This window comes from Isoptericola sp. MSGPD8_1_ISO-PGPR-S23-394 (assembly GCF_058072785.1).
In genome coordinates, this window is record NZ_CM176517.1 from 585621 (window position 1) to 612299 (window position 26679).

A 26679-nucleotide genomic window follows, 5' to 3' on the forward strand; every position below is an offset into this window, starting at 1 on the left:
CGCACGGCGCGGTAGCGTCGTCGCCCATGGAGGTCTCCGTCAGCGCGTTGCGCGCCGAGCTGAAGTCGTGGATCGAGAAGGCGCGCGACGGGGAGGACGTCGTCATCACCGAGCGCGGCGTCCCGGTGGCCCGGCTCACCGCCGTCGGCAGCGCCGACCTGGTCGGCGAGCTCGTCCGTGACGGCCTGCTCACACCGGCGCAGGCGGAGCGGCCCACGCACACGGTGCCGACGACGGCGCAGGCGGTCGGGGCGGGCAACGGCGCCTCGCGCTCCGGTCTGTCCGGCCTCGTCCGGCGCATCCGCCGCTGAGCCGGGGAGGAAGCGATGGCACTGGTCTACTTCGACGCCAGCGCGCTGGTGAAGCTGTGCGTCCCCGAGCAGGGCTCCGCCCTGGCGAGCGCTCTGTGGAACCGGGCCGACGTCGTCGTCACCTCGCGCCTGGCGGACACCGAGATGCGCGCGACCCTGGCCGCCGGGGAGCGTGCGGGCGTCCTCGACGCCGCGGCCCGCCACCGCGCGCTCGAGCGCTGGACCACGCTCTGGCCGGGCCTGCACGTCGTCGAGGTCACGGCCCGGGTGGCCGCCACGGCCGCCGAGCTCGCCTCCGGCCCGCACCCGTTGCGCGGGGGCGACGCCGTGCACGTGGCGAGCGCGCTCGCCGTCGCGCACGAGGACACGCTCGTCGCCGCGTGGGACGAGCACGTCGCGACCGCCGCACGGGACCGACGGATGCGCGTCCTCCCGTAGCCTGGTCGCGTGATCGCGAACCTGCAGTACTACGTCTTCGTCCTCCTGGCGATCGTCGTCTTCGTCGTGCAGGCCTGGGCGCTCGTCGACGCGCTGCGCCGCCCGGCGCGCGGGTTCACCGCGGAGGGCAAGCTGACCAAGCCGATCTGGCTGCTCATCCTGGGGGTCGCGGCCGCGCTCGGCTTTCTCGGGCTGCCGCCGATGATGCTGACCTCGACCAGCTTCCTCAACCTCATCGCGTGCGTGGCTGCCATCGTGTACCTCGTCGACGTGCGCCCGAAGCTCCAGGCGTACGGCCCGGGCAAGGGTCGCCGTCAGGGACCGAGCGGATGGTGAGCGCCCCCGTCGCCCGAGGGGCCGTCCCGCTCGCGGAGGTGGTGCGCGGCGAGCTCGTCGAGTCGGTGCACCTGGGCCATCTCGTGGTGCTCGACGCCGCGGGGGAGGTCGTCCTCGCGGCGGGGGACCCGACGGCGGAGATCTGGCCGCGCTCGGCCGTCAAGCCGCTGCAGGCGGTGGCGATGGTGCGTGCGGGTCTCGACCTGCCGCCCGAGCTGCTGGCCCTCGTCGCGGCGAGCCACAACGGGGAGGCGGTGCACCGCGACGGGGTCCGCACGATCCTCGGCGGCGCCGGGCTGGGGCTCGACGCGCTGCGCAACACCCCGGCCTTGCCGATGTACCCGCCCGCGGCCGCGGACTGGCTCCGTGCCGGTCGCTCGGCGGCGTCCGTCACCCAGGACTGCTCGGGCAAGCACGCGGGCATGCTCGCGACCTGTGTCGCGGCGGGGTGGGGCACCGACGGCTACCTCGACCCGACCCATCCGCTGCAGCGCGCGGTGCGGACCACGGTCGCGGAACTGACCGGGGCGGAGCCCGCCCACGTGACCGTCGACGGCTGCGGGGCGCCGTTGTTCGCGACGACGCTGGACGGGCTGGCACGGTCGTTCGGCCGGCTGGCAGCCGCGGCGGCACGCGCCGACGGTGACGCCGACGCTCACGCCGACCCGACGGCGCAGGTGGCGCGGGCGATGAGCACGCACCCGCACATGGTGGCGGGCACCGGTCGGGAGGACACGCTGACGATGCAGGCGGTGCCGGGGCTGGTCGCCAAGATCGGCGCGGACGGGGTCTGCGCGGCAGGCCTGCCGGACGGCTCGGCGCTGGCGTTCAAGGTGCTGGACGGCGCCGCCCGGCCCCGCCCGGCGGTGCTGGCGGCGGCGTTGCGGCGCGCCGGCGCCGCCGACGTGCCGGGCGCCGACGCGGACGCGTTGGCGGCGGTCGGTCACGTCCCGGTGCTGGGCGGTGGCCGGCCCGTGGGCGAGGTCCGCGCGGTGCTCGACGACGCGGTGCTCGACGGCGCCGTGCTCGACGGCGCCGTGCTCGGCACGACCGGCGGACGGTCCGCCGTCGGGCCGGGGGAGCGGTCGTGAGGGCGGTCCTGCAGCGGGCGACGCGGGCGAGCGTGACGGTCGACGGCGAGGTGGTCGGCGCGTTCGACCGGCCGGGGTTGGTGGCGCTGGTCGGCGTGACGCACGACGACGGCCCCTCCGACGCCGCGACGGTGGCCCGCAAGATCGCGGACCTGCGGATCCTGCGCGACGAGCGGTCGGTGACCGATGTGGGAGCACCGGTCCTGGTCGTCAGCCAGTTCACGCTGTACGGCGACGCCCGCAAGGGCCGCCGGCCGACCTGGCAGGCCGCCGCTCCCCGGCCGGTCGCGGAGCCGCTGGTGGAGGCCGTCGTGGCGGACCTGCGTGCCCGGGGGATCGAGGTCTCGACGGGGGTGTTCGGGGCGGACATGGCGGTCGAGCTGGTGAACGACGGGCCGATCACTATGATGGTGGAAACCTCCTGAGGGAGGAGACCTCACAAACTCGGCCGCACGCCTGACCTGCACTGACCTACGCTGAGCGGCGCAGGTCGTCCCGGAGGTTGACGATGACGTCGTACCGACCGGCCGCAGCGCTCGCCCTGCTCGACGCAGGTCGCGGGCCCGTGGCGCCGCACGTCGCCGTGCGACTGTCGCGGACCGTCGGCGGCGACGCTGCCGCGCTGGCGCAGGTGGCCGCCGTCCTGCGTCCCGAGCACCTGGCCGGCCTCGCCCTCCTGCCGGACCCGTTGCCGGCCGTCCCGGCCGTCCGCGCGGGCCTGGACGTGGCGCCCCGGGGCGGCGACGACCGGTGGGCGCTGCTCTGCGCCGCCGTGGCGGTCACCGATCGGGCCGACGTGCTGCTGCAGGCGGTCGGCCCGGCCGCCGAGGTCCTGGTCGCCGGGCCGGCGGCTGCCGGTGTCGAGGTCGTGGCCGGCCGTACCCGGGTGACGGACGCGCGCCTGCGGTGCGTGGTGCACGACGACGCGGACCTGGGCGCACGCACGGCGGCCCACTCCGCGCTGGCTCGGTCGGCCCGGGACCTCGGCGAGCCCGAGGTCGCCCTCTGGCACACCGCGCTGGGCACCATCGCCGGGGACGAGCTCCTCGCCGACGGGCTGGTCGAGCTCGCGGCCGCCCTCACCGCACGCGGAGACATGGAGGCGGCTCACGAGGTCGCTCGTGAGGCCGCGAGCCATGCCACCGGCGAGCGCCGGGCGCGAGCCTTCCTCGCGGCCGGGCGTGCCGCTCTCTGGAGCGGCCACCTCGCCGACGCCGACGACTGGTTGCGCCGGGCGGCGGGCAGCGACGTGCCGGCCGTCGGCCGGGCCGCCGAGCACTGCGCCGCCGCCACCGGGGCGCTGCGGGCGGGTACTGCGGTCGAGGGTGCCGAGCAGGCCGCCGTGCGCTCCACCGGCCCGGGCGCCCGCCTCGCTCGGCTGGTCGAACCCCTGGTCCACCTCCCGGCGACCCGCCCGGACCGCGCCGCGATGTCTGCCGTCGTGGGGTGCCTGAGCCTGCTCGACGTCGACGGGGCCGGTGCCGAGAGTCTGCTCGCGCGCGCGGTCCTCGCGGCCACGCCGGCCCGGTCGCGTCCCGGGCCGTGGCCGAGGTCGGCCGGTGTGCTCTCGCCGCTGGCCGAGGCGCACGTCCGCGTGACCCAGGCCCTGCTCCTGCTGCACGGGACCGAGGCTGAGGCGGCCGCCGCCGTCCTCGAGGACGCCGCGGCCCGGCTGCCGGTGACGCACGTGGCGGGCGGGCTCGCGGCGGTGCTGTCCCGCCGTCTCGACGAGCTCGGCGCGCGGACGACGCGCACGACGGCGGCGCTGGAGGCCGCCGGCCCGCGGGACCCCGACGGCCCGTCGGCCGCGTCGGCCGTCGTGAGGTCCGGGCGGACCACCCGAGGCCGGGCCGCCCGAGGCCGGGCCGCCCATGGCGGAGCCGCCGTGCGGACCTGCGGCTCGCTGCTCGCCACGGTGACGGCCCGCGACCGGCCCGCGGAGTCGTCCGGGGTGGCGGACGGCGGCCCGGCACCGTCGGCCGGCTGGTCCGCGGCGCTCACGGAGCGCGAGGCGGAGGTGGCCCGGCTCGTCACCTCCGGGATGACGAACCGGGAGGTCGCCGCGGCGTTGTGCGTCTCGGTACGGACGGTGGAGGTGCACCTGAGCCGGGTGTTCCGCAAGCTCGACGTGCGCTCCCGCTCGGAGCTCGTCGTGCTGGCGCTGGCCCCGGTGCGGCCCGCGTAGGGGAAACCACGTAGAGGTCGCCCCGATCATGTGGGCATCCCTCATGCACGCAATGAGAAAGAGTCCTTACATTTGGCGGACGATGCAACGCGGCATCGACCGACGACGCAGGGAGACTCTTCGATGCGAGCAGCCTTGTCCACCGGCCGGCGCCGACTCGGCGCCGCGGCCACCGCACTTCTCCTGGGCACCGCCGGGTTGACGGCTGCAGCCGGCACGACCGCCACGGCTGCCGCCGAGTGCGCACCCGCCTGGGTAGCCACCACCGTCTACACCCAGGGAGACCTCGCGTCGTACGACGGCGAGAACTACACGGCCTCGTGGTGGACGCAGGGCGAGGAGCCCGGAGCAGCGGCATGGGGTCCGTGGACGTCGCAAGGCGCCTGCGGCGAGCCCGACCCCGACCCGACGCCCGACCCCGACCCGACGCCCGACCCCGACCCGACCGGCCCGCCGTCGGACAACCCTGACGAGGTCTGCCGCCCCGACGGGATGGCCCCGACCGACGGCGTCGACACCCCCTACTGCGACGTCTACGACACCGACGGCCGCGAGATCCTGCCGAACGGTCTCGACCGCCGCGTGATCGGCTACTTCACGAGCTGGCGCACCGGCAAGAACGGCCAGCCCGCCTACCTCGCGAACGACATCCCTTGGGACTCGCTGAGCCACATCAACTACGCGTTCGCGCACGTGGGCCCGGATGACAAGGTCTCCGTCAACGCCGAGGTGCCCGGCAACGCGGCCACCGACATGACGTGGCCCGAGGTCCCCGGGGCGGAGATGGACCCGTCCCTGGACTACACCGGCCACTTCAACCTGCTGTCGCGCTACCGGGCGGAGAACCCCGGCGTGAAGGTGATCCCCGCCGTCGGCGGCTGGGCCGAGACCGGCGGCTACTTCGACGGTGACGGCGACCGGGTCGCGTCGGGCGGCTTCTACACCCTCACCGAGTCGCAGGACCGCATGGACACCTTCGCAGCCTCCGTCGTCGACTTCGTGCGCGAGTACGGGTTCGACGGCATCGACATCGACTACGAGTACCCGACGTCCAACGCCGACGCCGGCAACCCGGACGACTTCGAGATCTCCAACGCGCGCCGCGGCGAGCTGTTCGACGGCTACGTGGCCCTCATGAAGACCCTGCGCGAGCACCTCGACCGGGCCGGTGCCGAGGACGGTGAGTACTACGTCCTGACGACCGCCACGCCGTCGTCGGGTTGGCTGCTGCGCGGCATGGAGGTCCACCAGATCACCGAGTACGTCGACTACGTCAACATGATGACCTACGACCTGCACGGTGCCTGGAACGAGTACGTCGGCGGCAACGCCGCGCTCTTCGACGACGGTCAGGACCCGGAGCTCGCGGCCGGCGGTGTCTACACGGCCTACGACGGGATCGGGTACCTGAACGGTGACTGGGCCGCCCACTACTTCCGCGGCGCCATGCAGGCCGGGCGCATCAACCTGGGCGTGCCGTTCTACACCCGCGGCTTCCAGGACGTGACGGGCGGGACGCACGGCATGGGCGGACGGGCGCCGGCGCCGTCCGGGTTCGCCTGCCCGGCGGGCACCAACAACAAGTGCGGGTTCGGCGCGGACGGCATCGACAACCTCTGGTACGACACCGACCCGCAGGGCAACGCCGTCCCGGCCGGCGTGAACCCGATCTGGCACGCCCTGAACCTCCAGGACGGAGTGGTGGGCGACTACGCCGAGGCGTACGGCGTCCCGACCACCATCGAGGGCGACTACACCCACCACTTCGACGAGGTCACCAAGAACGAGTGGTGGTGGAACGCCGAGACCAGGACGTTCCTGTCCGGTGACTCCGCCGACGCGATCAGCGCCAAGGCCGACTACGTCGCCGACACGGGACTCGGTGGCCTCATGATCTGGGAGCTGGCGGGGGACTACTCCTACGACGAGGCGGCCGGCCAGTACGCCATGGGCAGCGACCTCGTCGACCTCATGCACAGCAAGCTGTCCGGCACCACTCCGTACGGCGCGACCAAGGCGGAGGCACCGATGCCCGACGAGGCCCTGGACGTGGACCTGGAGTACACGGAGTTCGCCCTCGGGGACAACAACTACCCCATCGCCCCCAAGGTCCTCTTCCACAACCGCGGGACGACCGACATCCCGGCGGGTGCCACGGTCACCTTCCAGTACGGCACGACCGACACCGGCGAGATGAGCGACTGGTCCGGCCTCGGCACGACGACGACGCCGGGACGCAGCGGGGACAACGTCGGCGGGCTGGGGGCGAGCTTCCACACCGCGACGTTCACCGTGCCGGCCGGCGGCATCCCTGCCGGCGGCTCGATCACCAACCAGCTGAAGTGGGCGCTACCCGTCGCGCAGTTCTCGAACGTCGTCGTCACGATCGACGGCGTCGACCACGCGATCACCTATGACCACCCGCGCGGCGTGACCGTCGTCGACGCACCGTGCGGCGGCGGCTGCTGACGCACGGGACCAGACCACGGCCCGACAGAGCTTTCGGGCCCTTGAGAGAGGAAGGACCATGTCCAGAACAGCACGAGGAGGACGCCGCCTCACGGCGGCCCTCGCCGGGGCGGCCGTCGCGCTCGTCGGTGCCCTGGGCACCGTCGCCGCGACCAGCGCGTCCGCAGCGCCGACGTCGTCGGGCGACAGTGCGATCAACGGCTTCCGCAACGTCGGCTACTTCACGCAGTGGGGCGTCTACGGGCGCGACTTCCAGGTCAAGGACCTGGTGACCTCCGGCGCGGCCGACCAGCTCACCCACATCAACTACTCCTTCGGCAACATCCACCACGAGAGCCTCGAGTGCTTCGTGGCCAACAAGGCGCAGGGCACCGGGCCCAACGGCTCCGACGGCGCGGGCGACGCCTGGGCGGACTACGGGATGGGCTACACGGCGGCGAGCTCGGTGGCCGGCGTCGCCGACGCCTGGGACCAGCCGCTGGCCGGCTCGTTCAACCAGCTCAAGCAGCTCAAGGAGCTGCACCCGGACCTCAAGGTCATGCTGTCGATCGGTGGCTGGACCTGGTCGAAGAACTTCTCGCGCGCCGCGGCCACGGCCGCGTCCCGGGAGAACTTCGTGTCCTCCTGCATCGACCTCTACCTCAAGGGCGACCTGCCCGTCATCGACGGTCGGGGCGGCCCCGGAGCCGCTGCCGGTGTGTTCGACGGCATCGACATCGACTGGGAGTGGCCCGGCACGAACAGCGGGCTGGAGGGCAACCACGTCGACGAGGAGAACGACGCCGAGAACTTCCGCCTGCTGCTCGCCGAGTTCCGTGAGCAGCTCGACGCCTACGGGGCGCAGACCGGAGAGGACTACCTGCTCAGCGCATTCCTCCCGGCCAACCCGGACGACATCGCCGCCGGCGGCTGGAACGACCCGCGGATCTTCGACTCGCTCGACTTCGGCAACGTGCAGGGCTACGACCTGCACGGCGCCTGGGACCCCGACCTGACGGGTCACCAGATCAACCTCTACGACGACCCGGCGGACACCCGCGAGCCGAGCCGCCAGTTCTCGGTGGACAAGGCCGTCCAGGAGTACGTCTCGGCCGGCGTGGACCCCGCACAGCTCGGCGTCGGCATGGCCATGTACGGCCGCGGCTGGCAGGGTGCTGACTCGGCCGACGCGTGGGGGCCGGCGACCGGTGCCGCGCCGGGCACGTGGGAGGCCGGCATCGAGGACTACGACGTGCTGAAGAACGTCGGCACGGAGCACTACGACGCCGCGCTGGGCGCCGCCTGGCGCTACGACGGCGACCAGTGGTGGTCCCTGGACACGCCCCAGACCGTGGCGCAGAAGTCCGCCTACATCCGGGACGAGGGTCTCGGCGGAGCCATGTGGTGGGACCTGTCCGGTGACGACGACGCCGAGCTGCTCGACGCCGTCGCGGGCGGGCTGTTCACCGGCCCGGCCGGCCCGGTCGACCCCGGTACGCCGGACCCGGACCCGACGCCGGACCCCGACCCGACGCCGGACCCGACGCCGGATCCCGACCCGACGCCGGACCCGGACCCCGGCTGCGCGAGCACGCCGTGGGTCGCCGCCGACGTCTACACCGGGGGCGACGTCGTCTCCTGGGGCGGCCACGAGTGGCGGGCCCAGTGGTGGACGACGGGCGAGGAGCCCGGCACCACGGGTGAGTGGGGCGTGTGGAGGGACCTCGGCGCCTGCTGACCCACGTGGAAGGCCCGGTCCCTCGACGACAGGTCGAGGGACCGGGCCTTCCGGCTGCTCCGGGCGGGACGTCTCAGTCGGCGTCCGCGGACCGGTGGCGACGGCGCACCACGAGGACGATCCCGGCACCCACGACGAGGAGCCCGGCGGCCGCCGCGAGCAGGCCCAGCACCTCGGCGCCCGTGTTCGGCAGGAACGAGGGCGGCGCAGCGCCGGTGGTGGACGGCGGCGGTTCCGCGCCGCTGCCGGGCGGCGGGGCGTCCTGGTCGACACACCCGTCCGTGTCCGTCGGGAAGGTCACCGGCACGGTCACCTCCGGGTTGACGGAGAACGTGACGTCCACGGTGCCCACGGCCCAGCCGAAGTCGCGCGTGTTCTGCCACATGTTGTTCACGAGCTCCCAGCCGTCGTCGGGCGACAGCTCGACGAACCGCTCCGGGTAGGCGCCGGGCCACAGCACGCGGCCGCGCAACGGCTGGTCGCTGTGGACGAAGTCGTCGCCGTCGGGGTTGTGCCACGTGAGCGTCACCTCGGACTCCGGGACGCCGTCCACGGTGACCCCGTAGTCCAGGTAGGTCACGCCCTCGACGCACACGGGGGTGAGGGTGTCGACGTCGATCGACGGTTCCTCCGCGCCCGGCGGGTTCGCGTCGCAGTCCGGCGAGGACGGCGGGTATCCGACGGTCCTGCTGACCGTCGGGTTCACCTCGACCAGGATCTCGACCGAGGGGCGCACCCAGTCCCACTCGTCGCCGACGACCCACTCGCCGTCCACGAGGCTCCAACCCGGCCAGTCCACCGGCTCGCCCGCGCCGTCGACCTCGGCGCCGGGCCACAGCACGCGGCCCGACAGGGGCTGGTCCGCGAGGACGTAGTCGTCGCCCGACGGGTTCACGAACGTGATCGTCGCGGTCTCGGGCGGAGGTTCGACGCCGGTGACCACGGCGTCGTAGCGGAGGTAGGGCACGTCGCCGTCGCAGATCGGCTCGAGGATGTCGAGCTCGAGCCCCTCCTCGGGCTCCTCCACGTACCCCGACGCGCTCGGGCTGGGCTCCGCGCCCGGGTCGTCCTCCGTGTCGGCGACCGCGAGCGACGCGCCGCCGAGCACGACGGCGGCGCTCAGCCCGACCGCCGTCAGTGCGCGTCGCCGCGCGCGTGGTCCCGAAGTCATGGGTCCGTCCCCTTTGGTGGTCGCCGTCCGCAGGCGGTGGCCTGCCGTCTCGTTGCTCCATTCACGCTAGCCACGGCGCGTCACGGCGGGGAGAGCGGGCACGGGTGAAAGCGGGCGGACGGCCGATTTCACCCGCAGAACGGCACGTCGAAGACGTGCAGACCGGACGTGCTCGCGGTCGGCGTGGACCACACCTCCAGGGTGCCGGGGGCACCGGCACCCGCACCGTGCGCCGCCGCGGCCGACGCCGGCACGGTGACCTCGAACGTCGTCGTGCGCCCGGGGCGGAGCGTCACGGGCACGGCGGTGTTCTCCCGCCCGCCCACGGAGTACGTCGAGCCGCCGACGGCGTCGCCGTCCTGCGTCAGCGTGGGGGTGGGCCCGCCCTGCACCCCCGCCGCCGTGAGGTTGACCTCGATGTCCCCGCGGCGCCGGGCGTCCTCCGGACCGGCGACGTAGAAGGGGAGGTCGCGGGCGGCGGCCCGGTCCAGCGTGCTGGTCAGCGTCACCTGCACCGTGTCGTGGCGGACGTCGCCCGTGCAGACGGACGACGTCGCGGCGACCTCCACGTCCAGGTACGCGGTCATCTTCCCCGCCCGCGTGTCGTCGAGGAACACACCGACGGCGTCCGCCGCCCGGTCGGCCGTGAACGTCCCGGCGATCAGGGTGCCGGTCAGCAGCTCCTGCTCGGCGGGCTGCGGCGACCACACCAGGAACCGGTGCTGCTGCGCCGCCCGCTCGAAGGCGGGCAGGACGGCGCCGGGCTCCAGGTCACCGGTCGTGAGCGAGTCGAAGACCGCTGCGGCGACCGCCGCGAAGAGGGCGTCGGCCTCCTCCGGCCGCAGCGTGTCGTACACGCGGCGCAGGAGCAGGTCCACCACGTTCTCGGAGCTGACCTCGAGGGTGTCCCGCCCGACGGCGGCAGCGACCTCCGCGGGCAGCGGGACCTCGACCGGGCCGGTGACCTCGAGGAGGAACGACAGCGCGACCGGGTCGGTGGCCACCACGCCGTCGACCTCGTCGCCCTGGTCGCGGGACCACATCTCGGCGGCGATCTCGCCGGTCGTGGGGAACTCCGGGGTGGCCGTCACGTCCTGCACGAACCGTCCCAGCCGTTCGGAGTACGCCGCCTCGACCTCGGACTCGAGGGGGACCACGGGCTCGTCGAACGGCCCGACGTCGCCGCTCGAGGCCTGGTCCTCGACCGTGACGCGGCCGTCCTCGACGGACAGCAGCGTCAGCGAGCCGACGATCCCGCCGGCGGTGCGCAGCTCGGCGTTGTTCACGCCGAGCAGGAGGTACTGGCGGGGTCCGTCCGCGCCCAGCATCGGCGGCAGGAGCGAGGTGGCGCGTTCGGCGGTCGCCGTCAGCCCGGCCAGGGTGCCCAGGCGGGACTCGAGCGTCACCAGCGGGTCGACGAGCTCGGGCCGGACGCGGCTCGGGTCGATCTCGTCGAGGTCGGCCCGGGCGGCGTCGAGGGTCTCGCGGGCGTCGGCCACCGGTGCCGCCACCGCCGTCAGCGGCGAGAGGTCGACGCCGCCGTCGTCGGTCCGGCTGGTCGCCGCCCCGGCGTCCGCGGTCGACGCGAGCGCGGGCAGGACGTCGGCGGCGACGTCGTCGAGTGCCGCGGCCACCGACTGCACCGCGTCGACCGACGGTCCGATCACCGGCAGGTACGCCGCGAGAGTCCACAGCACCCCGTCCGTGGCGTCGCGCGCGGTCGACGTCTGCTCCTGCAGGACGGCCAGCTCCGGGGAGCCCGCCAGGGAGCCGACGGACCCGTCGAGGAGACCGTCGCGCAGGGCCTGCTCGACGGCGGGGATCTGGTCGGCGGCCTCCTCCAGCGCGTCGCGGGCGACCAGGGCCTCACGGACCATGACGACGGCGGCGACGGCGGTGGCGACGACGAGCACCAGCATGCACAGCAGCACCCAGCGCAGGACGTGGCGGCGAGGAGGTGCTGCCGACGGACCTGCCGTACCGCGGGTCTCGACGGTCATGTCCGCAGGCTACGTCGTCGGCCGGCCGCGGGGTGGTCCCCGGCGGGGTGAAACCGCTCGTGAGAAGGCGCGACGAGGTGCAAGGCCGGGGCCTCCCGCGACACAGTGCAGGTGACCGGCACGTCCGACGTCCCGATGACCAGCAGGTGGCAGCACCGTGCCGGGGCGACCACCGACCGCAGGAGGCCCTGTGACCCCCGACGAGGCGACCGAGCACGACGACGCCTGGTTCGACACGCTCTTCGCCGCGCACGCGGGCGCCGTCCACCGGTACTTCCTGCGACGGCTCCCCGGCGGGGACGGGTCGCGGGACGAGGCCGAGGACCTCGCCGCCGAGGTGCTCGCCACCGCGTGGCGGCGACGCACGGACGTCCCGCACGGCGCGGAGCTGCCCTGGCTCTACCGCACGGCGGGGTACGTGCTCGCCAACCATCGGCGCAAGCACCGCGCCCTGCCCGTCGCCGTCGTCCCCGACGAACCGGACGACGTCGACCCCGCCGTGCTCGCCGTGGTCGACGACCGGGTCCGCGAGGCGCTGGCCCGGCTCTCGGCACGGGACCGGCGGATCCTGCTGCTGGTGGCGTGGGACGGGCTCGGCGGGGACGACCTCGCGCAGGTCCTCGGCGTCACCCGCGGCGGGGCTGACGCGGCGCTGAGCCGGGCGAGGGCGAGGCTGCGTGACGCCTGGGACGCCACCGACGAGGCGGCCACCGACGAGGCGGCCCCCGGCCGTCCGGCGGCCGGCGACGGCGTCGCGCGGGACGCGCAGGAGCTGGACGGCACGCAAGGTCGCGGCCGGTGACGACACAGGAAGGGTGCCAGACCCGAAGCGCCCCGAGGAGGCCGTGATGAACACCGAGGACGAGGCCTACGAGCGGCTCGTCGCCGCCGATCCCGCGGCCGGCACCGCCTCGCGCCCGGAGGTGCTCCGGGCCAAGACCGACACGCGCGCCGCCGAGGCGCTGTCGGCCACGTCGTCGGGAACGGACGGCACCGCGGAGGCGGACCCGCTCCGCGCCGGTTCCCGGCCGGGCGACGACCTGTCGTCCCGCAGGGCGCGCCCCCGGGCGTCGTGGCTGGTCGCCGCGGCGGTGGTCGGCGCCGTCGCGATCGGTGGCGGCGGGTACGCGCTCGGCAGCTCGGGGGCCGGGACGACGGCGGGCGGCGAGGCCGCCGGTGACGCGCTGCCGCCGATCACGCTGGGCGACGCCCGCGGCGGCGCGGAGGGCGGCGCCCAGGACGCGGCGGGGGCGGCCGACGGCGAGGCGCTGGCCCGCACGGAGTCGGGCGACGACGCGGCGACCGCCGACGTCGAGCTGCCGGGCTGGTACGAGGGCCGGTCCGTGTTCAGCGCGAGCGGGCTCTCCGCCGAGGCCGGCACCGCGACGGCGTACGCCTACGACGCCCGCGACGTCGGTACCCAGGAGGCGGCCGCGCGGCTGGCCGAGACGCTCGGGGTGTCCGGCGAGCCCCGCTGGGAGTGGGGAGCGTGGAGCGTGGGTCCGCGCGACGGTGACGGGCCGAGCATCTGGCTCTCCGCGGACGGCACCGGGACCTTCAGCTTCAACGACCCGGCGGCCAACCCGTGGCGCTGCGCCGACGAGCCGGTCGAGACGATGGAGCGTGAGGACACGGGCGACGGAGACATGATCGAGCCGGCGCCCTGCGAGGCGCCGGGCGACCCGCAGATCTCCCCGCAGGACGCGATCGACGAGGTGCGTGCCCTCATGGAGCGCCTCGACGTCGACCCGGACGGGTTCGCGTTCGAGGCGCCCGACGACGGCGGCGAGGGCGCGGTGTGGGTGAGCGCCCAGCAGGTGGTCGACGGCCAGGAGACGGGGACGACCTGGAGCGCGACCGTCGGCGACGAGGGCATCGCGTGGCTCGACGGGTTCCTCGCTCCGACGGTCCCGCTCGGTGACTACCCGGTGGTGAGCCCTGCCGACGCGGTCGAGCGGCTCGGTGACCCGCGGTTCGGCGGGTCCTCGTGGCCGGTCGCCTACGCGGCGGAGTCGGAGGCGATGCTGGAGGAGAGGTGGGCGGAGGAGGACGGGAGCGAGCCGACCCCTCCGCCCGCACCACCGGCGTCGGGCGACGCCCTGCCGTGGCCCGTGTCCGAGGTGACGATCACGGAGGCGCGGCTGGGCCTCACCCGGCACCACGACGCGAGCGGGTCGGTGCTGCTGCTGCCCGCCTACGAGCTGAGCGACGCCGCGGGGAACACCTGGTCGGTGCTCGCCGTGGCGGAGGAGGGTCTGGACACGACCTCGTCGTGAGGGCGGGGTACGGTCGGGACGTCCCTGCCGTACCCCGCGAAGGAGTTTCCATGTCTACTCGTACCGCCCGCACCGCCTGGAACGGCACCCTGCAGGAGGGGACCGGCCAGACGGAGCTGACCAGCTCGGGCGCCGGGACGTTCGAGGTCTCGTTCCCGCGCCGCACGGCCGACTCCGCCGAGGGTGTCACGAGCCCCGAGGAGCTGATCGCCGCGGCACACACCTCCTGCTTCGCGATGGCGTTCTCGGGCGAGCTGGGCAACGCCGGCGCCACGCCAGAGCAGGTGGAGGTCTCCGCCGACGTCACGCTGAGCCCCGACCCCGCCGGCGGGCTGAAGATCTCGAAGATCGCGCTCAGCGTGCGCGGCTACGCCGCGGGCACCGACGAGGCGGGCTTCCGCAAGGCCGCCGAGGCCGCGAAGGCCGGCTGCCCGGTCTCGAAGGCGCTGGGTGCGGTCGAGGACATCACCCTCGACGTCAGCTACGAGGGCTGACCCGGAGCGAGCCCGCGAGTGCAGGGTCGGCCCGACCAGCACGTCCGAGGGCTGACCCCCTGTCGTGGGTATGAGGTCTACGGCTTTCGCTGGTGGAACGTCGTCGATCTCATACCCACAGCGGACGGGGGTTACTTGCTGAGAGGCGGGGTGTCGGCGTGCGTGCCGTCGAGCACGCCGCCGAGCACCTCGAGCAGCACCTCGTCCTGCGTCCGGGTCGGCTGCCACCGCAGCACGTCCCGGGCGCGGGACGCGTCCATGACGATGTTCGCGGCGGCCATGTCGAGCCAGCCGGCGTCGATCGGGACCAGCCGGGCCCGCGACGCCAGGTCGAGCCCGCGCCGCATCAGCCCGACGGGCAGCTCGAGGACCCGACCGTCGGCGAGCAGGTCCGCGAGGTCCTGACCGGTCAGCGCCCCGTCCGGCGCGAGGTTGAACGCCCCGCGGTGGCGGCCGACGACGGCGGCCCGGACAGCGCTCGCGGTGTCGTCCGGGTGCAGCACCTGCAGACGGACACCGGCGGGGAACGGCACCAGCGGGAACATCGGGGGGTCGGCGGGCGCGGGCGGCTCGTCGGCCTGCCATCCGCGGAGCAGCCCGCTGGCCACGTGCCCGACCGGTCCGGCCGCCACCTTGAGCCCCAGCCGCCCGACCGGTCCGAGGAAGTAGCGGCCGATCTCGGCGCCCGCCTCCCGTTGCAGCATGATCGCGGGTCGCAGCCGCGTCACGGTCAGCCAGGGCTCGCTGGCCTCGACGTCGTCGAGGAGGTGCTCGACCTCGGCCTTGTCGAGGGCGTAGGAGGACCCGGGCACACCGCCCGTCGGCCAGTCCTCGTCGACGGCGTGCCCGTCGGCCGGTCCGGGGGAGTACACCCCGGAGGCTGACATGAACAGCAGGTGCGGCACCCGGTGGCGGAGGACGGCGTCCACGACGGCACGCGTCCCGTCGACGTTGACGTGGTGCAGCACGTCGGGCTCGCGGGCCGGCTGGATCGCCCAGACCAGGTGGATGACGACGTCGGCGCCGGCGACCGCCTGGTCGAGCTGCTGGGCGACGGCGCCCTCGTCCGCGAGGTCGGCCCGCACCCACTCGGCCGTGTCGAACGGCGGGGTGACGGTGCTGCTGCCGTCGGTGCGGGGCACCCGGCGGGCGACCCCGACGACCGATGTCACCACCGGTTCCGCGGCGAGGGCACGCAGCACGGACATCCCGACGTTCCCGGTGGCTCCTACGACGACGACGCGCATGCCCCGACGCTATCGGCCACGGGCGCCCGACGCGCGGGCGCAGGTCAGGGCGGCTCCGTCCTTCGGTCGATCGGGGCGCCGCGGGCGACCAGGCGCTCCGGCCCGTCGTCCTCACCGCGAGCCTGCTCGCCGAGCAGCAGGGCGACACACCGGCCCGGGCGTCGTGGCCTCGTCGGTGACGGTCGCAGGGGAATCGCGCGGCGACGTGGTCGTTGCCGCGGCCCCGTGGCGAGCGGTGGCACAATCGCTCCGTGTCTGCCCAGTCGACGACCACACCCTCAGGCCACCACTCGTCAGCGGACGCCGCGCCCTCCGCGGCGGACGAGAGGGCGGCGGCGCTCGCCGCGCAGCGGGAGGCCGAGCGCGAGGCGCAGCAGGCGGCCGCCGAGGCGCGTGAGGCGGTGGCCGCCGCGCTGCGCACGGTGATGGCCGGCACGGTCGACACGACCACGCGCCGTCGGGCCGAGTACTCCACGGACGCGTCGAACTACCGGGTGGTGCCCGACGTCGTGGCCTTCCCGACCTCGACCGACGACGTCGTGGCCGCGCTGGAGGTGCTGCGCGAGCTCGGGGTGCCGGTGACGGCGCGGGGTGCCGGGACGTCGGTGGCGGGCAACTCGGTGGGACCGGGCGTCGTGCTCGACCTCTCCCAGCACCTGCACGGCATCGGAGCGATCGACCCGGACACCCGCACCGCCGTCGTCGAACCGGGCGTCATCATGTCCTCGTTGCAGCGCGAGGCCGCGCCGCACGGGCTGCGGTTCGGCCCCGACCCGTCCACGCAGAACCGGGCCACGCTCGGCGGCATGATCGGCAACAACGCCTGCGGGCCGCACGCCGTGGCGTACGGCCGCACGGCGGACAACGTGGTGTCGCTCGACGTGGTGGACGGGCGGGGTCGCCGCTTCGTGGCCGGCAAGGGCGACCCGACGTTCGCGGCCGTGCCGGGCCTCGCGGAGCTCGTGCGCGAGAACCTCGCGCTCATCCGTACCGAGTTCGGGCGGTTCGGACGCCAGGTGTCCGGGTACTCGCTGGAGCACCTGCTGCCGGAGAACGGCTCGGACCTCGCCAAGATGCTCGTCGGGACGGAGGGCACGCTCGTCACCGTGCTCGGCGCCACCCTGGAGCTGGTCCCAGTGCCGAAGGCTCCCACGCTCGTGGTGCTCGGCTACTCGGACATGCCCGCCGCGGCCGACGACGTTCCCGTGCTGCTGCGGCACGACCCGCTCGCGATCGAGGGCCTCGACGCGCGGCTCGTCGACGTGGTGCGGCGGGCGAACGGCGTGGACTCGGTGCCGGACCTGCCCGACGGCGCGGGCTGGCTGATGATCGAGGTCGGTGGCACCTCCCCGGGGGAGGCCCGCGAGATCGCCGAGATGATCGTCGGGGCCTCGGCGGCGATCGACGCGTCCATCTACCCGGCGGGCCCGGAGGCGACGCAGATGTGGCGGATCCGGGCCGACGGCGCGGGGCTCGCGGGACGCACCCCGGCGGGGGAGCAGGCGTGGCCCGGCTGGGAGGACTCGGCGGTCCCGCCCGAGAAGCTCGGCGACTACCTGCGCGACCTCGACGCGCTCATGGCGCGCTACGGCGTCGACGGCCTGCCGTACGGGCACTTCGGCGACGGCTGCATGCACCTGCGGATCGACATCCCGCTGGAGGCGTCCGGCTCGGTGCTGCGCACGTTCATGATCGAGGCGGCCGAGCTCGTCGCGAAGTACGGCGGGTCGTTGTCCGGCGAGCACGGCGACGGCCGCGCCCGCTCCGAGCTGCTGCCCGTCATGTACTCGCCCGAGGCGATCGCGCTGCTGGAGCAGGTCAAGGCGCTGTTCGACCCGGACGACGTCCTCAACCCGGGCGTGGTGGTGCGTCCGGCGGCGGTCGACGCCGACCTGCGCCGACCGGCCGCCCAGGCCGTGACGTCGACCGCACCGATCGGGGAGCGCGGGCTGCTGGGCTCCGGCACGCTGCGGGGCGTCGCGAAGAAGAGCGGCTATGCAGGGTTCAGCTTTGCCCATGACCACCACGACCTCACGACGGCGGTGCACCGCTGCGTCGGGGTCGGCAAGTGCCGCGCGGACAACACGGCCGCCGGTGGGTTCATGTGCCCGAGCTACCTGGCGACGAAGGACGAGAAGGACGTGACCCGGGGCCGGGCGCGCGTGCTGCAGGAGGCGGTCAACGGCTCGCTCGTGGGGGGCCTCACGGCGCCCGAGGTGCGTGAGTCCCTCGACCTGTGCCTGAGCTGCAAGGCGTGCTCGTCCGACTGCCCGGCCGGCGTCGACATGGCGCAGTACAAGTCCGAGGTGCTGCACCGGACGTACAAGGGGCGGCTGCGGCCCGTGGACCACTACGCGCTGGGCTGGCTGCCGCGCTGGGCGCGTCTGGCGGGTCTGGCCCCCCGGGCGATCAACAGGCTGCTGTCCGTCGACTGGGTCCGCCGGGCCGTCCTGTGGGGCGGCGGCATGGACACCCGGCGGCAGATGCCCCGTTTCGCCGAGCTGCCGTTCCGCACCTGGTGGCGCCGCGGCTACGCCACCAGCGGCGTGCCCGGCCTGGCGCACCGCGAGCTGCCGGGCAAGCCGGCCCCGGCGACCCGGCCGAAGGTCGTGCTGTGGACCGACTCGTTCAGCGACTCGCTCTCGCCGTCTGTGCCCCAGGCCGCGGTGAAGGTGCTCGAGGCGGCGGGCTACGACGTCGTCGTCCCCGACAAGCAGGCCTGCTGCGGGCTGACGTGGATCTCCACCGGCCAGCTCGACGGTGCCCGGCGGCGGCTGAGCGACCTGCTGACGGTGCTCGGACCGTACGCGGTCAACGGCATCCCGATCCTGGGGCTGGAGCCGTCCTGCACGGCGGTGCTGCGCTCGGACCTGCTCGACCTGTTCCCGGACGACCCGCGCGCGACCGCCGTGGCGGGCGCGACCAAGACCCTCGCCGAGCTGCTGACCGACCCGGCGACGGCACCCGCCGAGGACTCCGGCTGGGAGCTGCCGGACCTCAGCGACGTCACCGCCGTCGTGCAGCCGCACTGCCACCAGCACTCCGTGATGGGCTTCGCGGCCGACCGGTCGCTGCTGGCCGACGCCGGGGCGACCGTGACGGAGCTGGCGGGCTGCTGCGGGCTGGCCGGCAACTTCGGCATGCAGAAGGGCCACTACGACGTGTCGGTCGCCGTGGCGGAGAACGCCCTGCTCCCCGCCCTGCGGGCGCAGGGCGAGGGCGAGGAGTTCATCGCCGACGGGTTCTCCTGCCGCACCCAGGCCGTCCAGCTCGAGGGTGTCGAGGGCAAGGCGCTCGTCGAGGTCCTGGCCGAGCGTCTCTGACCTCCCGCGAGCTGTCAGGACGTGGCCCGGGTCCACCGCGACGTGGGTCTGACAACTCGCGCCCTCGGGGAGTTGTCAGAATGAGGTGCAGGTAGACCGGTGCGTGGTTCTGACAGCTCGGGAGGCATCGCTCGCATGGAGTTCCGTGACGTGGTCCGACGGCGGCGCATGGTCCGCCGCTTCAGCGACGAGCCGGTCGCGCCCGAGGTGGTCGACCGGCTGCTCGACCACGCCGTGCGCGCCCCGAGCGCCGGGTTCACGCAGGGCTGGTCGTTCCTGGTGCTGACCACGGACGCGGAGCGCGAGCGGTTCTGGGCGGCGACCACGCCGGAGGACTCGGTGCGCGACATGTCCGCATGGCTGGCCGGGATGCGCACCGCCCCGGTGCTGATCGTGGTCCTGACGTCCCGGGACGCGTACGTCGGCCGGTACGCCGAGCCGGACAAGGGGTGGACCGACCGGGACGAGGCCCGCTGGCCCGTGCCGTACTGGCACGTCGACGCCGGCATGGCGTCCCTGCTCGTGCTGCAGACGTGCGTGGACGAGGGGCTCGGCGCCTGCTTCTTCGGGATCGACGCCGGCCGTCTCGGGGCCTTCCGGGACGCGTTCGGGGTGCCGGCGGAGTGGGCACCCACCGGTGTGGTCGCCGTCGGGCACCCGGTGCCCGGGGGTGCGAAGGGGTCGCCGGCACGACGGCAGCGCAAGCCGATGGCCGACGTCGTGCACCGCGGGCGCTGGTGAGTCCTCAGACGCACTCCGCCAGCCGGGACACCGCCTCGTCCAGGCGGGCGTCCACGAGGTTGCCGTAGCCGAGCACCAGCGTCCGGGACCGTGTCGCGGGACGGGCCTGGTACCGGCGCAGGTCCACCACCCCGACGTCGCGGGCCGCGGCGGCGCGCACCACGTCGGCGGCGTCGGGCGCGGGCCCCGTGCCGCGCTCGCCGCCGGGCAGCGCCAGCAGGGCGTGCAGACCGGCGGCCATGCCGTGCAGCCGCGCCTCGGGCAGCCGGTGCCCGACGGCGGTCGCCAGCGCGTCGTGCCGGCGCCGGTACCGGCCGCGCGCGGCGCGCAGGTGCCGGTCGTAGCCGCCGTCGTCGAGGAAGCCGGTGAGGGCGAGCTGGTCGATCGCCGAGGGCCCCGGCAGGGGCCCTCCCGCCTCGGCGAGGGCGGGCCGCCACCGTGCGGGCACCACCATCCAGCCGATCCCGAACGCCGGTGACATCGTCTTGCTCACGGACCCGAGCAGCACCACCCGCTCCGGGTCCAGTCGCTGCAGCGCGGCCACGGGGCGCCGGTCGTAGCGGAACTCGGCGTCGTAGTCGTCCTCGACGACCAGCCCGTCCACCGACCGCGCCCAGTCGAGCACGGCCTCGCGGCGGCCGCCGGACAGGGCCACCCCGGTGGGGAACTGGTGGGCGGGGGTGAGCAGCGCCGCCCGTGCGCCGGTCCGGGCGGCGGCGCCGGCGAGCGCCTCCACGTCGACCCCGTGGGCGTCGACCGGCACGGGCACAGGTGCCAGGCCCGCCCGGTGCGCCACGTCGCGCAGCACCGGCCAGGACGGGTCCTCGACCAGGAGGTGCGTGTGCCCGGTGGACCGCAGGGCGGCGGCGACCCGGCCCATCGCGTCGGTGGCCCCGCGCGTGACGACGACGGCGGTGTCCGGGGCGTCGACCGTCCGCGCGCGTCGCAGGTAGGTGGCCACGGCGGTCCGCGCGGCGGGGTGCCCGGGGGCCGGCGGGGCCGACAGGTCTGCGCTGCTCGCGGTGGCGACGGCGTCCCGGACGGCGCGCAGCCAGGCGTCGAGGGGGACGTGCCGCAGGTCGGGGACCCCGGGGCGCAGGTCGAACCGGGGCCGCGGGGGCAACGGCGGGACTGCGCCGGGTGCCGGGGGCGCCACGTCGCGGGTGGCGGTCGTGGAGCCGTGGTGGGAGCCCGGGGGTGCCGTGCGGGCCACGCGGGTGCTCGCACCGACGCGGGCGTCGAGCACGCCCTCGGCGACGAGCTGGCCGTACGCCTCGGTGACCACCCACCGCGAGACCCCGAGCGCGTCGGCGAGGCGGCGGCTGGCGGGCAGCGCAGCGCCGGCGGGGACCCGTCCGGAACCGACGGCGTCGCGCAGCGCGCGCTCGAGGCGGACCACGCGTGGGCCGCTGCCGGCCTCGAGGTCGAGCAGGGTCTCCCACGCCAGATTGGTCTGGTTGGCGGCCATGGCATTGGACCGTACACCCGGACCGATCCGCGCCTAGCGTCGACGGTGTCCTCCCGACGACCGCCTTCCCACGGAGAAACCATGCGCTGTCGCACGCTCAGCAACGGCTCGACGTCGTTCGACACGACGGGCACGTCGACGACGACGCGACGCCGCTCGCCGAGACCGTCGGCGCGTTCGGCAAGCTGCAGGCCGAGGGGCTGGTCGGCATCTCCGGGATCTCCACCGTGGCGCTGCGTGGCGGACGAGTCCGGCGCCACCTCGCACCAGGTGATGCTCGCCTGGCTGCTCGGCGGCGACGTGCCGGTGGTCCCCATCGCGGGGGCGAGCAGCGTGGAACAGCTCGACGAGCTGCTGGGCGCCGCCGACCTGGACCTCGACCCGGAGCTGCGCGCCCGGCTCGACGCCGTCTGAACCGAACCGACACCACCGAACGGAGAACACCATGCGCTACCGCACCATCGGCACCGGGGACACCGCGATCGAGGTCTCGCTGCTGTGCCTGGGCACCATGAACTACGGGACCCTCGTGGACCCGGCCACGTCGGAGGCGATCCTCGACCGGTTCGTCGAGGCCGGCGGCACCTTCCTCGACACCGCGAACAACTATGCGATCTGGAACGGAGGTCACGGCCGCGACAGCGAGGACCTCCTCGGCGGCTGGCTGGCCTCCCGGGGGGTGCGTGACCAGGTCCGCATCGCGACCAAGGCGGGTGCCGGTCCTCGCGACCCGGCGGTGACGTTCGGACCCGACAACTTCGAGGGGCTCGGTGCCGACGTCGTGACCCGGGAGGCGCACGAGAGCCTGCGCCACCTCGGCATCGAGCAGATCGACGTGCTCTACGGCCACGTGGACGACCGGGCCACCCCGCTCGCCGAGACGGTCGGCGCGTTCGGCAAGCTCCAGTCGGAGGGTGCCGTCCGGCTGAGCGGCATCTCGAACGTGACGCTCTGGCGGCTCGTCGAGGCACGGGCGGAGGCCGAGCGCCAGGGCGTGGCCCCCTACGCCGTCGTGCAGCAGCAGCACTCGTACGTCTACCCGCGGCCGACGTCGCGGCCCTGGGTGACCCGCGACCTGCTCGACTACGCCGCGTCCACGGGGACGCCCGACCGGCCGTCGCTGGACGTCGTGGGGTACGGGCCGCTGCAGGCCGGGGCCCTGATGCGGCACGACAAGGGGCTGTACCACGACGCCGACCACCCGGGCTCCGAGCACCGCGTCCGGGTCCTGCGCGAGGTAGCCCGCGAGATCGGCGCCACCCCCGCGCAGGTGGCGCTCGCCTGGATGATGGGCGGTGAGGTCCCGGTGATCCCGGTGACCGGCCCGAGCTCGGTGGAGCAGCTCGACGAGCTCCTCGGCGCGGTGCACCTCGACCTGCCGGACGAGGTCCGCGCCCGGCTCGACGCGGCCTGAGGACGCTACCGCGCGGCCAGCGGGTGCCCGACGACGGCACCCACCCGGGCGCGGAGCCCGGCCGGGAGCTCGGCCCAGTCGTCGATCGTGTCCAGGTCGGCGGCGGTGCCGGGGCGCCGCACGACGGCGGAGGTCAGGCCGTGCGCGGCGGCCTCCGCCTCGTGGGCGGCCCGCGAGCCGGGACCGAACCGGAACCGGAGATCCGGCGGGTCGAGGGGCACAGCGAGCAGGTTCGTGCCGGTCCCGTGCCGGTCGGTGGCGACGGCGACGTCCGCCGGGGTCGCCAGGAGCGCCTCGACGTCGTCGGTGCCCAGCCCCGGCAGGTCGGCGTGCACCGCCAGCATCCGGTCGGCGCCGAGATCCCGGAGGTGCGCGCGGGCACGGTCGAGGGCGCCGTCGAGGCCGGGGCGGTCGGGCGGCTCCGCGATCACGTCGACAGCCCGGGTCGGGAGCTCGGACTCCCGACCCGAGCTGCCGGTCAGACCGGTCAGCACCTCCTCGACAAACGGCACGTCCGCCGTCACCACGACGACCCCCGCCAGCCGTCCGCCCGCGGGCGAGGTGAGCACCTCCAGGACGTGCCGGGCGAGCGCGACGACCAGCCGCCGTCGGGCCCCCGGGTCCAGGGCGGCCGCGAGCCGGGACTTGCCCGAGACGCCGTCCCGCAGCGGGACGACGGCGACCGTGCCCGTCATCGCGGTCCGGCGGTGGCGAGCAGCTCGCGGGCGAGGCGCTCGCGGCCCGCGGGCCCGCGCATGATCGTGTCGGTGACGACCACCTCGAGGCCGAGGTCCTCGACCGGGCCGGCCAGCGCGGCGTCGGCGTCGTCGATCACCATCGTGTCCACGACGCCGGCGTACAGGCGGGCGACGCCGAGCGCCGAGACCTCGTGCCCGAGGGTCTCCAGGATCTGTGCCGCCGGCCCCTTGACCGCCTGGCCGCCCACGATCGGGCTCACGGCCACCCGGCGGGCCGGCGAGGTCCGCACGGCGTCGCGCACACCGGCCACACCGAGCACCGGCTCCACCGACAGGAACGGGTTCGACGGCGCCACCACCAGCAGGTCGGTACCGGTCACGGCGTCGAGCACCCCGGGCGCCGGGCGCGCCGACCCGATGCCGTCGAAGGTCAGGTCCAGCACGGCGTCCGCGTGCTGGCGGCGCACGAAGTACTCCTGGAAGGCCAGCGTGCCCGACGGCGTCGTCACGCGGGTGCGCAGCGGGTCGTCCGTGACGGGGAGCAGCCGGGCGCGCACGCCCAGGGCGGCCGTCAGCGCGGCGGTCACCTCGCTCAGCGGGACGCCCTCGCGCAGGCGCGCCGTGCGCACCACGTGCGTCGCCAGGTCCTTGTCCCCGAGGGTGAACCACGTGTCCTCGCCGAGCCGCTCCAGCTGTGCCAGCGTCGCGTACGACTCGCCCGTCAGCCCCCAGCCGCGCTCCTCGTCGTTCAGCCGGGCGAGCGTGTACATGACGGTGTCCAGGTCGGGCGAGACGTGCAGCCCGTGGCGCTCGGTGTCGTCGCCCACGTTCACCACGCAGGTCAGGCCGCCGCCGTCCGCCGGGGCACCGCCGTCGGGCAGCGCCAGCGCGAAGCCGTGCGCGAGCCGGGCGCCACCGACGCCGCCGGCCAGGACCGTCACCGAGGTGCTGGGGGTGGCTGACGTCGACTCGGTGCGCATGGCCACCATCATGACGGATGGTGCGTGCACGCCCTGCCGCGTTCCCCGGGGCATCATGGGGGCATGGCTGTCTTCGCGTTCTCCGTGTCCCCGCTCGGCGCCGGCGAGTCCGTCGCGGGCCCCGTCGCCGAGGCCGTCCGCATCGTGCGGGAGTCCGGGCTGCCGCACCGGACCACGTCCATGTTCACCGAGGTCGAGGGCGAGTGGGACGAGGTGATGCCGGTGATCCAGCGCGCCACCGAGGCGGTGGGCGCGGGTGGGCACCGGGTCTCGCTCGTCCTCAAGGCGGACATCCGCCCGGGGTTCACCGGCCAGCTCGACGCCAAGGTCCGCAGGGTCGAGGAAGCCCTCGCGGCGGACGAGGAGCAGGCCGGGCACGCGTGACCGTGATCACCCCACCTGGGGTGTTGCAGGTCACGGGACGACTCGCCGTAGGCTATGCCGCACACGGCACAGGGCCGTGTGCAGCAACCGGGGAGAAGTCAGCGCGATGCCACTGTTCGAGGTCGACGCCAGCAGGCCGCTCCTCGTGCAGTCCGGGCGCACGCCGGGCGGTGGTGAGCCGGGGCTCGGGACGACGGCGCACCGGGTCGTGGACTCGCACATCGACGGTCTCCTCGGGGAGCAGATCTTCCCCGTCGCGCAGGGCGTCGGGCCGGACGAACCGCACCTGCTGGCCCTCGACGCCACCGGGTCGCCCGTGGTCGTCGAGCTGGTCGCCGAGCTCGACCGGCCGGCGCTGACCCGTGCGCTCGACCACGCGGGCTGGGCCGGGCGGCTCACCCGGGGCGAGCTGGCCTCGCGGTACCACGGCGGCCCGAACGCGTTCCAGCGCGACGTCGCGTCGTTCTACGACTCGGTCCCCATCACCCGGTCCCAGCCGGGGCGGTCCAGCGCCCGGCTCATCGTCATCTGCCAGGAGGCCGGGGAGGAGATCCTCAACGCCGTCGACTTCCTGCGCCAGCCGACCATGCCGGTCGAGGTGCTGAAGATGGGCGTGGTCCACAGCCAGGACGGCCGGCGGTTCGTCGACGTCTCGCCGTTGGTGATCCACCCGGCCTCCACGCCGGCGGCGCCGCGCCTGTCCGGTGCTGCGCCCGCGGAGGAGCGTCGCGGTGCCCCGGCGGCCGGCGACACCGAGCCGGAGTCGTTCGCCGAGGGTGTCAAGGTCGGCATCGCGCTCACCGGGAAGCACCCGGCGGTCGCGCAGCCCGGGGGTGCGAGCACGCCCGGCGCGGTGCACGAGAGCGCTCCCGCTCCGGCCCGCCCGGCCGCCCCGACCCGCGCCGCGCGCACTCGCGCCGACGCCGCCGGCGCCGACGCCACCCGCGACACGGCCGAGCAGCCGCGCACGCGGTCCGGTCGGCGGACGGCGGCCAACGCCGGCAGCCTCTCGCTCCCCGCGGTCCGGACCGACGTCCCGCCGGTCCCCGCCCCGCCTGCCGACCCGCCGTCCGCCGGCCCCGCGCCCGTGCGCGCACCGTCGTGGACCGCGGCGGAGGCGACGCCACCGCCGGCCCCGGAGCGCACCCGCCGCCGCTCGCGGACCGACCGGTTCACGTCCCGGCCCCAGCAGCCGACGCCCGACCTCGCGGCGTTCACCGCGGCGTCCGCGGGCTCGGCGGAGGACCTCGACCTCGCCGAGCTGGCCCGACGGACCACCACCTCGGCCGCGAGCACCGACACCCCCGGTCTCGGCGAGGACTTCGCGCGGTACACCGCCCCCGCGCTGGACCTTCCGCCCGCGCCTCCCGCACCGCCCGCCCCCCGCCGGGAGCCGGCGCCGTGGGACCCGCCGGCGCAGCGGTGGGACGACCCGTTGAACGACCCGGCACCGTACGGCTCGACCGAGTGGGAGCCGTCGACGCCGTCGGGCTGGACGAACGCGTCCGACGACCTGCCGCGCCTCGAGGTCCCGCCGCTCGAGGCGCCGTCGTACACGCCGCCGCCCGAGCGGGGCCTCTATGACACGGCCGAGCGTGCTCCGGTGATGCTCGACGACGAGATCGACGGGGACCTCATCGCCCTGGCCTCCACCCTGCGCCAGCCCGCCCTGCTCGTCTGGTCGCGCCCGCGGCGACGCCAGCACTTCGAGGCGGTGCTGCACCCGGACGGGGTCATCGAGCTGGCCGACGGCTCGCGGTTCCAGCACCCGGACCATGCCGCGTCGGCCGCCTGCGGCACCCTGACCGACGACGGGTGGAACGTCTGGCACCTGGGGCCCGGCGGGCCGTCGCTCCTGGACGCCTACCGCGCCCGGTTCGCCTGAGCCGGCGTGTTCGACCGCGGTCGTCGGACCCGGCACCTTCGCCGGAGCTGA

The 26679-nt window shown here is 74.9% G+C and carries 23 protein-coding genes; 17 read left to right on the plus strand and 6 right to left on the minus strand.

The annotated features are described in order from the left end of the window. Nucleotides 1-26: 26 nt before the first annotated feature. From AC3RJ8_RS02645 to AC3RJ8_RS02680, 8 genes are all read left to right on the plus strand, one after another. Complete coding sequence (locus AC3RJ8_RS02645; protein WP_489714414.1) at nucleotides 27-311, plus strand: type II toxin-antitoxin system Phd/YefM family antitoxin; 285 nt, start codon at nucleotides 27-29, stop codon at nucleotides 309-311. A 15-nt stretch (nucleotides 312-326) separates the two neighbouring features. Then, the gene (locus AC3RJ8_RS02650) at nucleotides 327-749 is read left to right on the plus strand and encodes a type II toxin-antitoxin system VapC family toxin (protein ID WP_489714415.1); all 423 of its coding nucleotides are present in this window, start codon (nucleotides 327-329) and stop codon (nucleotides 747-749) included. Between the two features lie 9 nt (nucleotides 750-758). After that, complete coding sequence (locus tag AC3RJ8_RS02655) at nucleotides 759-1085, plus strand: DUF2516 family protein (RefSeq protein WP_407320484.1); 327 nt, start codon at nucleotides 759-761, stop codon at nucleotides 1083-1085. Further along, nucleotides 1079-2176: an asparaginase gene (locus tag AC3RJ8_RS02660; RefSeq protein WP_489714416.1), complete on the plus strand. Its 1098-nt coding sequence runs from the start codon at nucleotides 1079-1081 to the stop codon at nucleotides 2174-2176. Before AC3RJ8_RS02655 ends, AC3RJ8_RS02660 begins: the two co-directional genes overlap by 7 nt. Next, nucleotides 2173-2601 carry a D-aminoacyl-tRNA deacylase gene (gene dtd / locus AC3RJ8_RS02665; protein ID WP_489714417.1) on the plus strand — a complete coding sequence of 143 codons (429 nt, stop codon included), beginning with the start codon at nucleotides 2173-2175 and terminating at the stop codon, nucleotides 2599-2601. Before AC3RJ8_RS02660 ends, dtd begins: the two co-directional genes overlap by 4 nt. Before the next feature lie 83 nt (nucleotides 2602-2684). Then, nucleotides 2685-4361, plus strand: coding sequence for a LuxR C-terminal-related transcriptional regulator (locus AC3RJ8_RS02670; RefSeq protein ID WP_489714418.1), 1677 nt, complete (start codon nucleotides 2685-2687; stop codon nucleotides 4359-4361). A gap of 123 nt (nucleotides 4362-4484) precedes the next feature. Further along, nucleotides 4485-6830 (plus strand): glycosyl hydrolase family 18 protein, encoded by a 2346-nt coding sequence (locus AC3RJ8_RS02675; RefSeq protein WP_489714419.1) that lies wholly within the window; start codon nucleotides 4485-4487, stop codon nucleotides 6828-6830. Between the two features lie 58 nt (nucleotides 6831-6888). After that, nucleotides 6889-8547: a glycosyl hydrolase family 18 protein gene (locus tag AC3RJ8_RS02680; protein ID WP_489714420.1), complete on the plus strand. Its 1659-nt coding sequence runs from the start codon at nucleotides 6889-6891 to the stop codon at nucleotides 8545-8547. Nucleotides 8548-8620: 73 nt separating this feature from the next. Here AC3RJ8_RS02680 and AC3RJ8_RS02685 read toward each other — a convergent pair whose 3' ends face one another. Then, nucleotides 8621-9718, minus strand: a complete 1098-nt coding sequence (locus tag AC3RJ8_RS02685) for an LPXTG cell wall anchor domain-containing protein (protein WP_489714421.1) — start codon at nucleotides 9716-9718, stop codon at nucleotides 8621-8623. Nucleotides 9719-9846: 128 nt separating this feature from the next. Continuing rightward, nucleotides 9847-11718, minus strand: coding sequence for a DUF4012 domain-containing protein (locus AC3RJ8_RS02690; protein ID WP_489714422.1), 1872 nt, complete (start codon nucleotides 11716-11718; stop codon nucleotides 9847-9849). A gap of 190 nt (nucleotides 11719-11908) precedes the next feature. Between AC3RJ8_RS02690 and AC3RJ8_RS02695 the strand changes: the two genes are divergently transcribed. The 3 genes from AC3RJ8_RS02695 to AC3RJ8_RS02705 are packed head-to-tail and all read left to right on the plus strand — an operon-like array spanning nucleotide 11909 to nucleotide 14488. Next, a complete protein-coding gene (locus tag AC3RJ8_RS02695; protein ID WP_489714423.1) occupies nucleotides 11909-12520 on the plus strand; it encodes an RNA polymerase sigma factor in 612 nt (203 codons plus the stop codon). Nucleotides 12521-12566: 46 nt separating this feature from the next. After that, nucleotides 12567-13994: a hypothetical protein gene (locus AC3RJ8_RS02700; RefSeq protein ID WP_489714424.1), complete on the plus strand. Its 1428-nt coding sequence runs from the start codon at nucleotides 12567-12569 to the stop codon at nucleotides 13992-13994. Between the two features lie 50 nt (nucleotides 13995-14044). Next, the gene (locus AC3RJ8_RS02705) at nucleotides 14045-14488 is read left to right on the plus strand and encodes an OsmC family peroxiredoxin (protein ID WP_407320498.1); all 444 of its coding nucleotides are present in this window, start codon (nucleotides 14045-14047) and stop codon (nucleotides 14486-14488) included. A 131-nt stretch (nucleotides 14489-14619) separates the two neighbouring features. On the opposite strand, the gene AC3RJ8_RS02710 is transcribed toward AC3RJ8_RS02705, so the two are convergent. Then, complete coding sequence (locus tag AC3RJ8_RS02710) at nucleotides 14620-15735, minus strand: NAD-dependent epimerase/dehydratase family protein (RefSeq protein WP_489714425.1); 1116 nt, start codon at nucleotides 15733-15735, stop codon at nucleotides 14620-14622. Nucleotides 15736-16160: 425 nt separating this feature from the next. Here AC3RJ8_RS02710 and AC3RJ8_RS02715 point away from each other — a divergent pair, with 425 nt between their 5' ends. Together AC3RJ8_RS02715 and AC3RJ8_RS02720 are read left to right on the plus strand one after the other, a co-directional pair. Next, complete coding sequence (locus AC3RJ8_RS02715) at nucleotides 16161-19058, plus strand: FAD-binding and (Fe-S)-binding domain-containing protein (RefSeq protein ID WP_489715555.1); 2898 nt, start codon at nucleotides 16161-16163, stop codon at nucleotides 19056-19058. A gap of 135 nt (nucleotides 19059-19193) precedes the next feature. After that, nucleotides 19194-19799 carry a nitroreductase family protein gene (locus AC3RJ8_RS02720; protein ID WP_489714426.1) on the plus strand — a complete coding sequence of 202 codons (606 nt, stop codon included), beginning with the start codon at nucleotides 19194-19196 and terminating at the stop codon, nucleotides 19797-19799. Nucleotides 19800-19803: 4 nt separating this feature from the next. Here AC3RJ8_RS02720 and pdxR read toward each other — a convergent pair whose 3' ends face one another. Beyond that, the gene (pdxR, locus tag AC3RJ8_RS02725) at nucleotides 19804-21267 is read right to left on the minus strand and encodes a MocR-like pyridoxine biosynthesis transcription factor PdxR (RefSeq protein ID WP_489714427.1); all 1464 of its coding nucleotides are present in this window, start codon (nucleotides 21265-21267) and stop codon (nucleotides 19804-19806) included. Nucleotides 21268-21504: 237 nt separating this feature from the next. On the opposite strand from pdxR, the gene AC3RJ8_RS02730 reads away from it, so the two are divergent. Next, nucleotides 21505-21681 (plus strand): aldo/keto reductase, encoded by a 177-nt coding sequence (locus AC3RJ8_RS02730; protein WP_489714428.1) that lies wholly within the window; start codon nucleotides 21505-21507, stop codon nucleotides 21679-21681. 31 nt (nucleotides 21682-21712) lie between these two features. Next, the gene (locus tag AC3RJ8_RS02735) at nucleotides 21713-22681 is read left to right on the plus strand and encodes an aldo/keto reductase (protein ID WP_489714429.1); all 969 of its coding nucleotides are present in this window, start codon (nucleotides 21713-21715) and stop codon (nucleotides 22679-22681) included. 5 nt (nucleotides 22682-22686) lie between these two features. Here the strand turns inward: AC3RJ8_RS02735 and cofC are convergent, their stop codons facing one another. Together cofC and cofD are read right to left on the minus strand one after the other, a co-directional pair. After that, nucleotides 22687-23376 (minus strand): 2-phospho-L-lactate guanylyltransferase, encoded by a 690-nt coding sequence (gene cofC / locus AC3RJ8_RS02740; protein WP_489714430.1) that lies wholly within the window; start codon nucleotides 23374-23376, stop codon nucleotides 22687-22689. Next, on the minus strand, nucleotides 23373-24359 hold the full coding sequence (cofD, locus tag AC3RJ8_RS02745; RefSeq protein ID WP_489714431.1) for a 2-phospho-L-lactate transferase: 987 nt from the start codon (nucleotides 24357-24359) through the stop codon (nucleotides 23373-23375). The genes cofC and cofD overlap by 4 nt, the downstream gene beginning before the upstream one ends. A 63-nt stretch (nucleotides 24360-24422) precedes the next feature. On the opposite strand from cofD, the gene AC3RJ8_RS02750 reads away from it, so the two are divergent. Both AC3RJ8_RS02750 and AC3RJ8_RS02755 read left to right on the plus strand, forming a co-directional pair. After that, the gene (locus AC3RJ8_RS02750; protein WP_407320508.1) at nucleotides 24423-24743 is read left to right on the plus strand and encodes a thiamine-binding protein; all 321 of its coding nucleotides are present in this window, start codon (nucleotides 24423-24425) and stop codon (nucleotides 24741-24743) included. 106 nt (nucleotides 24744-24849) lie between these two features. After that, nucleotides 24850-26628 (plus strand): restriction system modified-DNA reader domain-containing protein, encoded by a 1779-nt coding sequence (locus tag AC3RJ8_RS02755; protein ID WP_489714432.1) that lies wholly within the window; start codon nucleotides 24850-24852, stop codon nucleotides 26626-26628. Nucleotides 26629-26679 lie beyond the last annotated feature (51 nt).